Here is a 12,242-nt window from a genome sequence, read left to right as displayed (position 1 = left end):
AATTTGGAACTGTTAGATGCTATTTTGAAATCTGGAGTTGGCTTTTACGTCTGGTTATTAAATTAAGTATTCAACTAATGAACCCCCAATTTTTACATTTTCCAATTTTGCGATATCCAAAAGAAAAAATGTTTGCGAATAGAGATTACTTTTCATAAAGACAATTCCCATATCCTTTACCCTTATCAATTTTGTGTTTGGCTTTCATTTATCATTCAGAATTGTTAACATTTGTCTAGAAAACATATCATTTTCTTATTTTTTTAAGTACAATTGATAAGCTTGATTTAATTTTTTTTTAGCCACCTAATTTTTGTGATAGTTTTGATAAATCATAGTTTATTTGAATACTAAAATTGATAAAAAGGTCTTCTATATTGAAATCATTTAAATTAGGGATGTGATAGCTATTATTACCTTAAGGTTTCCAGTGGGTTATTATAAACTTAATTTAGTAATTTTTTTAGTTCACTTTAGTCTTGTTTTTCAATTTGACATTCCAATATTATTTGTTTACTTTCTTCAAAAAATGTATCAAAAATTTAGTTTGTATGATAGATAACCTTAATAGTCTCAAGACCTCCAATTTTTTTGCAAATGTAGTCGATTTAAACTACAAAAAAAGACTTTCTTCAAAAAGTAGTTTATAGATATACTGTAAAGAAAACGTATTGAATACTTACAAAACATTACTATGCCTGGTTATTTAAGTGTTACACTCAATAGATTTATTAGTTTTATTCGATATTTTCAAATATGCCCATCTTTTGATTTTTACAATCTAATATTAGGACTTTATCTTTGACTATTTTATTACCAATCATACCGCCCATTCCAGATAATTTCATCAATGTGTTTTGAACAAAAGTTGTTCCTTCAATGTACGTTACTTCGTTAAGATTAATTATAATGTTTTCAAATTTAATATTTTTGTCACTTGCAGTGGTGTACGTTTTTAGAACATTTCCCCAAGAATTTGCTTTTTCAATCTTAATTTCTTGATTTTTTTTTGATAGTTCACTCCATATTTTTTTACTGGTGATCAGTTCAAATGCACTTGTGCCAGAGTCATAAAGTAAATTGTAGTTTTCATCATTTATTTTTGCTGGAATTAAAATTTTACGTTTTTTAAAATCAAACGATATTAAACTATTTCTAATTTTTTTATTTTGAAATGAAGTTCCAAAAAAACAATAGTTTTCTTTGAAATTCAATATTGCTATTTTTTTTTCTAGAAAATCGTTTCCTATTGTTCCAATGATTTTAAATGATTTTGGATCATTCCAATTGATGTTGTCTCCATGATTTATTATCGAAAAGGTATTTGAAGTGACAGCAATTTTTCCAATACTAAAATGTAACTTAACACTATTGGGAGTAATATCTGTAATACTGAGTTTAGTTGGAAATTTTTTATGGATCGATTCTATTGCGTTTTTATAAAAAATTGTGCTAGATGATCCAGTATCAAATTGCATATAAAATGTAGTTGCGATACCATCAATTTTTACGGGGAGTAGCATAGCTGCTATGGGGCTTATTTCATTTTTAATCCATGTGATAGGAATTGTATCGTTGTTTTTTGATACTGTTAAATAGTTTTTCGGGGGACTAAATTTTATGTCGAAATAAACATATCCACCAAGTGAACTTAATACGAATAGCACAATAAACCCAAGAATAATCTTTTTAAATGTTTTCATTTTTATTTTTCTTGCAAAAATGAAACTAATTACTCTTTTTAAATGCGTAAAAATGACGACAATATTACGACAAATCTTAAAAAATATGTATTGGTGAAGTAATTTTAGGGATTGTGTTTTTGTTTATTGAAATCGTATTTTTCAAAATGATGTAAACATTTATAATAGCTAGAATAATAAAAACTACTAATAGTAATGGAAATTTAAGAGATAATAATTGCTGTAAAAAAGGACAAATAAGTAATAGTATAGATGTAATCAAAGTCCACAAAATTTGAATGTTTATAATTTGTAATCCAATTTTATTTACTTGTATTTGAGTTCTATTTTTATACCAAATTACTATAGGGAAAATTAAATTTCCAAAAGGAATAATTAAGAACAAGAGTGTCGAAATATTTAAAAATTTTATTGTAACCAAGTCAGATTTATGATTTTCAACTGGATCTATTTCAAGCTCTTCAATAAGTTTTTCGATTTCAATTTCGAAAACCTTTGCTATTGCATTTAAAGTGTGATTTTTAGGAATGTTTCCAGATTCTATTCTTTGAATTGTACGAAGCGACAAGCCAGATTTTTCTGCAAGTTCAGTTTGAGTAAAATTTAGTTTTTGTCTATAAAATACAATTTTATTCATTTTTATTTCATTTTTATTTTAAGGTAAACATTAGTCTTACGTTTATCTACTTCTAAAGTTTTACTACTATATTTGATTTTTTATTCAATTGGTTATATTTAGATCCTTTTATATATTTAATTAAGCGATAGCAAACCAACTAGGCAAATCACCCCAAATACAAAACCAATTTTCCATTAATTTTACATGTCAATTTCTTTCAATCGTTGTTGGTGGAGGTATTATTTTTCATCATTTTTTAATTTTATAATATCATCAATTAATTGCTCCATTTCTAGTTGCAATGTTCCATTGTAAATGCCTCGAATTCTTTTGTTTTTGTCAACTAAAATAAAATGTTCTGTGTGTAAAAATTGCGAACTGTCTTTGCTAAATCCAATATCTTCTTCGGCAAAATAAGATTGACGCGCTAGCGTATATATGGCTCCTTTTTTTCCCGTAAGGAAGTGCCAATTTTTATCAGTAATTCCATAATCCGATTTAAATTTCTTTAAAACACTTGGTTTGTCAATCCATGGGGTTACAGAATAGGATAAGAAAACGATGTCTTTATAATTTTTCAAACTATCAGAGACTATTTTTAAATTCTGAGTCATTGTTGGACAAATACTTCCGCAACGGGTAAAAATAAAATTTGCTACATGAATTTTATTCTTAAAAACATTTTGATTGATTAGGATACTATCCTGATTTAGAAACGAAAAATCAGCAATAGTATGATGTATACTCCTTTTAATTTCTGCTTTGTTTTTCAAAAATATAGGTGTAAAATTAGGCTCATTGTAATAAGGCAACGCAATGGAATTATCTTCCTTCTTAACACAACTAAAAAAAAGCAAACTACTTACTATTAAAAATACTATCCGATACATTTTTACAATTTTTCGTTCCTAATAAACCATATCTCTTACCGTTTATTATAACATAATTTGCTTTAATCTTTCCGTTTTCATAATACAATTGCTGACTACCATTCTCTTGACCATTTTTATAATGAAAATGTTTAAGTAATAATCCATTGCTATTCCATTCTTTAAATTCATTGGTATATTCATCATTAGATACTGCAAATTCAAATTTTCTCTTCCCATTTTCCCACCAACCTTTATGAATACCTTCCTTTTTTCCATCAATATACAATCTTTCTTCTGCTAGTTGTTTGTTAGCGTACCATTTTTTGGTGATGCCTTCTTCTAAACCTTTTAAATAGGGTTTAATAAAAGCCGTATCTCCTTGTTTATATAAAGAGTATTGAATTCCAGAAAATTTTTTATGGTCAAAGTAAACAGTATCTTGATGCATTTGAAATAAATAGTTTGAGGCATCTTTGTAAACTAATGGAACTTTTTTTAATGGTTTAGAAAAAATAATTTTCTTCTCTTCATTTTTACAAGAAAAGAAGAAAATTAGTGTAAAAATTACAATTTTTTTCATTATTGCGTAACTGTTCCAGGAGTACCATAAAATCCATTACCATTAATGTACGGAGCAGTATTTGAAATATGATAATGATAAATTCCAGAAGGAAAATCAATAGTAACATGAGTGTGACCATGATAAACATCAAGATTAGAAGGGTCAGTGTTATTTTCTTCTTTAGGACCATAGACAGGAAACCCATCTAATAAGAAACCCAATAACCCCCATTTTGTTGCACCAGATTTAACCGTTGTTAAATAATAAGGTTCAACATGATAATGGTACATCCCAGATGCTTGTGGATGTCCCCAAGCTTGGTCAAAACCATTTACTTCTCCACCTAGCGAAACACCTCCAGCAGCATATTGATTAAAAAAAGGAACGCCATCTAGTGCTACACCCATAACACCCATTGGTGTGGGGCTATGTGTCGTTGCAACTTTAGGATTTAAAGGTATCTTCAAGGTAATTGTTTGTGAAGTAATATTATTTGGAGCCTTGATAAATGCACCACCAGTAAACGATGGACTAGTTACAGATGGAGTGAAGGCTTCATACAAAGAATTAGTATTAGCCCAATAAGCACTTTTGTGGTTGGGCTGATCACTGGTTTTTATTGTAATAAAAGTACCATCAGAAGTAATACTTGTAGCTCCATATATTTTTGAATAAACAGATGGAATTGAAGTTGATTGCGAATTGGGTGAAGGAGTATCATCTTTAGAACAACTAAAAATTGATAAAGCAATTGTTAAAATACTTACAGCGAAAAAAAGTTTTTTTGATTTCATACTATTTATTTTATTAGTTGGACTTTTCTTTTTTGAAATGGTTTAACGATTTCGAACTCAATACCTCAATTCAACAATGCCATTTATTTTCTAGTTATCCAAATATACTATTTTTTATTAAGGATTAATTATTTTCAGAATAATCGTTTTGGCTTTTGTAAGTGGATAAAAGATATTTCAGAATATTCACTATAGCAGTTTATTTAGCTTAACTGTTATAAACAACATTTGCAATTATTTAAATAAATGCATTCTAAATAAAAAGTCATAGAGTAAATTCCAACGGAATTTCGCTCAATCTTTTTCTTAACGTTTCGCGGCTTTAAGAAGTTGGGGATTTGTAAGCCCGAAACTTTCGGTTAAAAACAGAAAATCAAATTACAAAACAAACTTTAAATTAAGCTCAAAGCTCCCAATTTCTCAAAACCGCTGTTGTGTTTTTTTGCTTTTTCGAGACTTGTTTTTATATTCTACCTCCACCATTTACAATTATTTGTTGTCCGTTTATCCAAGAACCTTCTTCACTTGCTAAAAAGGCAACTACTCCTGCAATGTCTTCGGGCTCTCCCATTCTGCCCAAGGTCATTGATTTACCTATTCTTTCCATTTCTTCTTTTGATACTTCTTTTTCCATTAATGGAGTTTTTGTTGGACCGGGGAAAACGCTATTGACGGATATTTGTCGATGCCCAAGTTCTTGTGCCAAAATTTCAGTAATTACTTTTCCTGAGGCTTTACTGGGTGCGTAAATACCAAGACCTGCCGCTGGATAAAGAGAACTCGTTGAAGAAATTTGTATAATTCGTCCGCCATTCCGAACGTGCTTAGCTGCTTGTTGCAAAACAAAATAAGTGCCTTTGTGATTTACAGCATTAATTCGGTCAAAATCTGTTTCTGTAACATCAACAATAGGAATACCCATAACTGCTATGCCTGCATTAGCTACTACAATATCAATTTGACCGAAGGTTGCATTTACATCATCAAAAAGTTTAACAATCTCTGCTACAACACTTACATTAGCTTGAAAACCCATTGCATTTCCACCAGCTTCTTTTATTTCACTAATCACCTCATCTGCTTGACTTGAATTCCCGACATAATTAATGGCAACTGCAATTCCGTCTTTTGCCAAACGAATGGCAATTGCACGACCGATACCTGTTGCAGCTCCTGTTATTAAGGCTACTTTCTGTGTTGTCGCTTTCATAATTTTTATTTCAAAAAGTCAGCTTTTACTTTTTCAATTTTTGCCTTTAAGTCGGCATTAAATTCTGTATTTACAATGCCACTCTCTGCATTGAAATTTTGGTAAAAGCTTGGTAATGAGAATGTCTCTACTACCTTTGCACCATAGTAAGGAAGCGTAGTCGTTGCCAAATTCAATACTGACGCACCACCTCTTGGGCCTGGCGATGTAGCCATTACAAATGTGGGTTTATTGCCCCAAAATGCTTTACGGTCTTGAATTACCGAAATCCAATCAAAGATGTTTTTAAAAGCAACAGTGTATGCTCCATTATTTTCGGCAAGTGACATAATAAGAAAGTCGCATTCATCAATTTTTTTCGCAAAATCTAATGCCAATTGAGGCAAGCCATTTTTTGCTAATTTATCTACACTAAATAAAGGCATTTCATAGTCATTCAAATCAAGAATTTCTATTGAATGCTCTTTGAAAAATGATGAAGTGTAAGTTGCTAATTTTTTGTTGATTGAGTCAGAACTATTGCTACCTCCAAATGCTAGTATTTTCATCTTTTATCTTTAATTAAAACGTGGATAATCGGTAAACCCAACTGCATCAGCAGTATAAAATGTTGTATTATCGGGTTTCGCCCATTCATGGCTATTTTCAATACGATCTACCAAGTCAGGATTGGCAATGTATGCCGAACCAAATGAAACCATATCAGCTTCCATGCGCTCTATTAAAAGCTCTGCTCTTTCTAAGTTATAACCGCCATTTCTAATTAAAATATTAGAGAAATTATTTCTAATATCTGTAAGCAATTGTCTGCCCTCTTCAGTTGCCAATGCAGCATAATCAATAATATGCAAATAGGCGCAGTTTAATTTACCTAATTCAACCGATAAATAACGATACATATCGGCAATATCACTATAAATTGGCATGCTATTAAATTGATTGTAAGGAGATAATCTTACACCTAATTTATCAAAACCAATGGCATCACCCACTTTTTTAACGACCTCTAAAAGAAATTTAGCTCTATTTTCAATAGTTCCGCCATAGCCATCTTTTCGGATATTTGTTTCACTATTTAAAAACTGCTCTATTAAATAACCATTTGCTCCATGTAATTCAACACCATCAAAACCTGCTTTTATAGCGTTTTGAGAAGCAATTACAAACTCATTAATGGTTTGATTGATTTCATCAATAGTCATTTCTTTTGGCAATTCTGTTTTTTGCATGCCTTGTGTATCGGTCCACATATCAGCATTTGCACTTATAGCCGATGGTGCTAATAAGGTAGCTCCTGCAATCATATTGGCACTATGCCCAATACGACCAACGTGCATTAATTGAGTAAAAAAAACAGTGTCGTTTTGCTTTGTTTTTGTAGTTACATTTTTCCACGCTTCTATTTGCGCTGAAGAATAAATACCAGGTGTACGAGCATAACCAATTCCATTTATACTTGGAGCGTTGCCTTCTGTAATAATCAAACCTGCATTATTTCTTTGAGTATAATACGTGGCTATTAGGTCGTTTGGTAAATTGCCTATGGCTCTGCTACGGGTCATGGGTGCCATAGCTACTTTGTTTTTTAGTGTAATTCCACCTTTAGTTAAAGGATTTAATAAATTTGAGTTCCTTTTCATTTTTTACAATTTTAAATATTATTAATTTTTATTTTTCCGTATTTTCCTGCATAGAAATCACGGTAAGCTTCCGCTATTTCTGATTGGGTGTTCATTATGAATGGGCCTTCTGCAATTATGGGTTCGGTGTAAGTTTCGCCTCCAAAAAGCATTATGTCAATGGCTTTGTCAGAAGTGTTTTTAATCTCAATTTCTCCTCCATTTCTATCAAATTCCACAAAATCTCCTTTCTGATATTCTGTATCATTCAAAATTACATTGGAAGTTGGTAAAAAGGCAGCAACTTCAATTTTATCTTTAAAATTTAAAGTAAAATATTTTAAGGGTTCTAAATGGATATGATACAAAAATTGCTCTGAATAATTGGGAATTTTGGAACTTAACCCTTCATAATTTCCAACCACTACTTTTAGCCATCCGCCATTATCGGCTATTTGTTTTTGTGGTACTTCATTGGCTTGAATGGCTATATGTTCAGGTTTTTCAGCTTTATTCTTGGCTGGTAAATTTAACCAAAACTGAAATCCGTGTATGTATTTGCTATCGGTTTGGCTGTCATAATTAAAATTTTCATCGTGTATTATTCCATTCCCTGCTTTCATCCATTGCATTCCACCTGAATATATTTTGCCTGTATTACCTGCACTATCGAAATGCTCCACTTCGCCCTGCAAAATGTAAGTTAATGTTGCAATACCTCTGTGAGGATGAGCACCCATTCCATTTTTATTGATAGTTTCTTTGATGGCTGGAGCTACATAATCCAAAAATACAAATGGTCCAACTGCATTGGCATATCGGTTTGGCAACATTCGTTGTATTTGCAAAGGACCTAAATCAGCTCTTTGCCCTTGTGTAGAAAAATTTGTTAATTTTTTCATTTTTATTTTTTGAAATGATGAATAATCATAAAAGCCGTTGAATTTCTACAACGGCTTTACTTATTTAAGTATTATTCAGCAAAATTCCCGCCGCTCATTGCTTTTTGAAATGCTTGTGGATTCCAATATTCACGGTAGTTAACAATTAGATCGTTTTCAAAAGTTACAAAAGTTGCATAGCTCATTTCGTAAGGATTACCATTGCCAATAACTACACCTGAAGCGCTCCATTCGGCAACTGCCATATTTGGATTATCCGTGCCATAAATTTTTAGCGTAGGCAATGTCTTAACGTCAATAAAACTTGGGTAATCTTTCAAGTAGTTGTAGAGAGCTTCTTTTCCTTCAAATCTGTTTTGCGTTCCTTCTGGTGCAAAAGGGAATTCAGCAACTACATTGTCTGCACATAGTTCTGACCAACCTTTCATGTCTTTTGCAATAAATTTGTCTAAACTGTTTTGAAGTAATTGAGTTGATGCTATTTTGTTAGAATTTTCCATTTTTTTTGTATTTTTTAATTAATTTAATGATGCAAATTTGCACCCTAAATGAACTAAAAAACGACCCCAAAAAGCAAATAATACCGTTGCCTTTTGACAACAAAAAAAGTGATTACTTTTTGATGCCTCTAATACGGCTTAAAGTACTTTTGGTAATACCTATATAAGAAGCAATAATATGTAATGGAAAACGTTGGACAAATTGGGGATGATTTTCGGCAAATTCTTTGAAACGTTCCTCTGCGTTGCTGCTTATTGATGAATTTAATCTTCGATGAGAGGCTATCGCATTTCTTTCATCCAATTTTTGAAACATTTTAACTAATGCAGGTATTTTTTCCATTAGTTCAAGCATCTCTACCCTTGAAATAACTAGTAATTCAGTATCTTCCCAAGCATCAATATTATATCTAGAAGGTGTAAGCATAATAGAACTTTCACGGTCAGTAGCCCAATAATTTTCGGTATATAAATGTAGAATATGCTCAATTCCATTTTCATCAACTCTGTACTGTCGCATGGCACCTTTTATAATAAAACCTGCGTATTTACAAACTTCTCCCTCTTGTAAAAAATATTGCTTTTTTCTTAATTTTTTTAATTGAAATGAGGAAACAACTAAAAGTTCTTCTTCTTTTGTTAAAGGTTCATTGTTGTGTTTGTTAATGTATGGAATGATAATTTGATGCATAAATATTTATTTTTTTTCAATGTTTAAGCGGTTTTTCGTAGAATAACATTTTACAACTTGCTGAAGTGGCGGATTAAGGAATCCTAATTTTTCGGTTAAACACTGACTTTGCAAGTACACAACCATCTTTTAATAAAGCCTGATACCCAAATTGCTTGTAGCGTGTATTTTCAGTTCGGTTTTTTATTTATTTCGTTTTCAGATTTTCACTTGGCTCCAATTTTCGCCACTTTTTATCCTTCTGATTTGCATTTCACTTACGCCAAATTGTTTTGCAATCATTTTTAATCTTGTTCTTTGTTCAGGTTTTGCTAAAAGTCTTTTGATTAGCATAACTTTAGTTACGGTTAATTTTCTTCCGTTAGATTTTAAATTATGTTCCAATAAATTTTCCCTCGCTTGGATTACAAACGGACTTTTTCGCCTAAATTCAAGCATTTCTTCTCTTGTTGCCCATTTCAGATTTCTGTAATCATCATTATCACGCTTTCTATCTAAATGTAAAACGTACGTTTGTTTTTCTGAAGTTTTAGGTATAAAATATTCAGCAATAAGTTTTGAGAAAAATAGAAGCTTGTTTGTTATTTTTCCATTTTTATAGATTTTATAATTGAATGTTTTGTAACCATCAGCAGTTCCGCCTTTCAATTCTCTTCCAAACTTTATATCGTCTACAAAGCTAATTAATCTTCCTTTATTTGAAATTGCGTAACGTAATTTTAGTTTATCCTCAATTATTATTTCCCTAAATTCTTCGTTTGGAAAAACTCTAATCGGTATCATTGGTTGAAGTTTCATTTTAATATAAATTTTGATTTTTTTCGCTGTTTTTCTACGTTTCCGCCAAACTGACGGCTAACGTCCACGCGCTACAAGAAGTTTGGTACTAAATTAAGCTCTATTTTCTGATTTGCCAAATCTTAAAAATACAAGTCCAACTTTCCATTAAGCCTAAAACCCAAATTGCTTGTAACGTGTGTTGGCAGTAGGTTTTCCCTAATTTATACATCCTGCTAACGTAAGAATGATTATTGTCGATAAAAATAGAAATATTTCTTTTTTGATTTCTTTGAAAGTTTCCTTCTGAAATTTTCCTTTAATCAAAATTATAATAATAGATAGAAGAGAAAATATCAAAATGAAAAGAGAAATGTAAACAGCAAAAAAATTGAAGCCATACGATTTAACTGAACCAATCGAGATTTTTAGCCAAAATATAAAGCTTGAACAAATCAGTGCGAACCAAAGGATAAGATTAAGAAAATATTTCATTAAATAATGTCTCTATTTAATGTTTGGCACGAAGCTAATGTAATCTTTTGAGTCATTTTTTCTTTATTTAGTTGTGTTCGTCGAGTTTCAAACTTGCTGTTAAAGTCCTTCGGCTTGGATAGATTTGGGACTAAATTATTTTTTTTGGTTTATGTCTAATTTTTCAAAGACAATACCAATTTTAAATTCAGCCGAAAACCCAAATCTTGCCAAACGCTCTTAGCAGTAAGTTTTTAATCTTGAAGATATTTTTTTATACTTCCCTTTTTTAATTTATTTTTCAAGTTATCGCATTCTATTTTAACCATTTCGTCATCGTATTGAGTTTTTCCGAATTCTATTAGAAAACAGCCATTATTTCCTGAAACAACTAAAGAATCATTATTCCAATATGCTTCGGTCACATCACTTACGTAAACTTGACTTGTATTATCACCTGTCAATTTAGTTAAAGATATTGACGAAAACATTTCTTCATATCGAATTGTAAAATTATCTTTAATGCTAACAGATTCATCGCAAGAAATGAAAGTTAATGATATAAAAATTGCGCTAATTTTTATGAATTTCATTTTCGAATATATGGTTAAACTTGCCGCTAATGTTCCCGCACTACAACGGGTTTGGTACTAAATTAGCGTTATTTTTCGGATTAGCCAAAATTCCAAATACAAAACCAATTTTAAATTAAGCCCAGTACCCAAATTGCTTGTAGCGTGTGTTAGCAGTAGTTCTTATTTATCTACTTTTTTCAATGAATTTAAAATTTCTTCCATTTCTTTTAAATCATTTTCGGTACAATTCATTTTTGATAAATGTACAATAACAAATAAATCGTTATTAAACATCGCATAACCGTACATGTGATTTTGAATGATTTTACTTCCTTGTAAATTAATTTCATTTTTTCTAAACATAAAATCATCAGTCATTTCTCCCCAACTTATATCATTCTCCTCCATTTTTTTTAGATTTGAATTGTTTTTAAAGTAGACATAAGGAAAAACAGGAGAGTTTTGCGGAAACTCTTTTCCACTTTCTTTCATTTTTTCTGAAATTTGAATTTTAGGAACTTCAACAAGAGCTAGCTTTTCTTCTTCATCAAGTTTGTAAAAAAGGATAGAGCAAATAAAACCGTCTTTTTCTGCATAGTAATAGTAATCTGAACCTCTCCATTCTTTTTCAAATTTTTTAAAATGATCCGATGATAAACTTATTTTTATGTTATTTTGTTTTGGATAAATAAATTCGAAAGATTTCTTTTCAAGAATATTAAAAGATAATATTGTGATAATGACTAAAGCAAAAAGTGTTTTTTTAAGGTACATATTTTAGTTTCTATTTTGGTGTTAGTTTTTTATGCTGAGTGATTTAAAATTACTTTGTTTTTTTGGTGTTGAGGGCGAATTAATACCAACGTCCTGCTACTAAAGCGGGTTTGCTACTAAATTAAGCCCATTATTCGGATTTGCCAAATCTTCCAAATACAAAACCAATT

The 12,242-nt window shown here is 30.7% G+C and carries 14 protein-coding genes; all 14 read right to left on the bottom strand.

All coding sequences use genetic code 11. The annotated features are described in order from the left end of the window. Positions 1 to 737: 737 nt before the first annotated feature. The 14 genes from AC061E_RS09440 to AC061E_RS09375 all read right to left on the bottom strand — a co-directional run bounded on the left by AC061E_RS09440 (position 738) and on the right by AC061E_RS09375 (position 12,072). Positions 738 to 1,703 carry a hypothetical protein gene (locus AC061E_RS09440; protein WP_478286017.1) on the bottom strand — a complete coding sequence of 322 codons (966 nt, stop codon included), beginning with the start codon at positions 1,701 to 1,703 and terminating at the stop codon, positions 738 to 740. Between the two features lie 76 nt (positions 1,704 to 1,779). Continuing rightward, the gene (locus AC061E_RS09435) at positions 1,780 to 2,340 is read right to left on the bottom strand and encodes a helix-turn-helix domain-containing protein (protein ID WP_478286016.1); all 561 of its coding nucleotides are present in this window, start codon (positions 2,338 to 2,340) and stop codon (positions 1,780 to 1,782) included. A gap of 221 nt (positions 2,341 to 2,561) precedes the next feature. Next, positions 2,562 to 3,212 carry an SCO family protein gene (locus AC061E_RS09430; RefSeq protein WP_478286015.1) on the bottom strand — a complete coding sequence of 217 codons (651 nt, stop codon included), beginning with the start codon at positions 3,210 to 3,212 and terminating at the stop codon, positions 2,562 to 2,564. Continuing rightward, positions 3,181 to 3,774: a toxin-antitoxin system YwqK family antitoxin gene (locus AC061E_RS09425; RefSeq protein ID WP_478286014.1), complete on the bottom strand. Its 594-nt coding sequence runs from the start codon at positions 3,772 to 3,774 to the stop codon at positions 3,181 to 3,183. Before AC061E_RS09425 ends, AC061E_RS09430 begins: the two co-directional genes overlap by 32 nt. Next, complete coding sequence (locus tag AC061E_RS09420) at positions 3,774 to 4,550, bottom strand: YHYH protein (RefSeq protein WP_478286013.1); 777 nt, start codon at positions 4,548 to 4,550, stop codon at positions 3,774 to 3,776. The genes AC061E_RS09425 and AC061E_RS09420 overlap by 1 nt, the downstream gene beginning before the upstream one ends. Positions 4,551 to 5,013: 463 nt before the next feature. Further along, positions 5,014 to 5,760, bottom strand: a complete 747-nt coding sequence (locus tag AC061E_RS09415) for an SDR family oxidoreductase (protein ID WP_478286012.1) — start codon at positions 5,758 to 5,760, stop codon at positions 5,014 to 5,016. A 5-nt stretch (positions 5,761 to 5,765) separates the two neighbouring features. Then, complete coding sequence (locus tag AC061E_RS09410; protein WP_478286011.1) at positions 5,766 to 6,308, bottom strand: NADPH-dependent FMN reductase; 543 nt, start codon at positions 6,306 to 6,308, stop codon at positions 5,766 to 5,768. 9 nt (positions 6,309 to 6,317) lie between these two features. Then, positions 6,318 to 7,400 (bottom strand): alkene reductase, encoded by a 1,083-nt coding sequence (locus tag AC061E_RS09405; RefSeq protein ID WP_478286010.1) that lies wholly within the window; start codon positions 7,398 to 7,400, stop codon positions 6,318 to 6,320. A gap of 11 nt (positions 7,401 to 7,411) precedes the next feature. Next, the gene (locus AC061E_RS09400; RefSeq protein ID WP_478286009.1) at positions 7,412 to 8,281 is read right to left on the bottom strand and encodes a pirin family protein; all 870 of its coding nucleotides are present in this window, start codon (positions 8,279 to 8,281) and stop codon (positions 7,412 to 7,414) included. A gap of 71 nt (positions 8,282 to 8,352) precedes the next feature. Next, positions 8,353 to 8,781 carry a nuclear transport factor 2 family protein gene (locus AC061E_RS09395; protein ID WP_478286008.1) on the bottom strand — a complete coding sequence of 143 codons (429 nt, stop codon included), beginning with the start codon at positions 8,779 to 8,781 and terminating at the stop codon, positions 8,353 to 8,355. Between the two features lie 112 nt (positions 8,782 to 8,893). Then, positions 8,894 to 9,472, bottom strand: a complete 579-nt coding sequence (locus AC061E_RS09390; RefSeq protein WP_478286007.1) for a Crp/Fnr family transcriptional regulator — start codon at positions 9,470 to 9,472, stop codon at positions 8,894 to 8,896. A gap of 198 nt (positions 9,473 to 9,670) precedes the next feature. Further along, positions 9,671 to 10,270, bottom strand: a complete 600-nt coding sequence (locus AC061E_RS09385) for an NUMOD4 domain-containing protein (protein WP_478286006.1) — start codon at positions 10,268 to 10,270, stop codon at positions 9,671 to 9,673. 707 nt (positions 10,271 to 10,977) lie between these two features. Beyond that, a complete protein-coding gene (locus AC061E_RS09380; protein WP_478286005.1) occupies positions 10,978 to 11,316 on the bottom strand; it encodes a hypothetical protein in 339 nt (112 codons plus the stop codon). A 162-nt stretch (positions 11,317 to 11,478) separates the two neighbouring features. Then, positions 11,479 to 12,072, bottom strand: a complete 594-nt coding sequence (locus AC061E_RS09375; protein ID WP_478286004.1) for a hypothetical protein — start codon at positions 12,070 to 12,072, stop codon at positions 11,479 to 11,481. Positions 12,073 to 12,242 lie beyond the last annotated feature (170 nt).

Source organism: Flavobacterium sp. GNP011 (assembly GCF_056428925.1).
The sequence above is the reverse complement of the archived record's forward strand: the minus strand, read 5'-3'. Positions and strand labels throughout refer to the sequence as shown.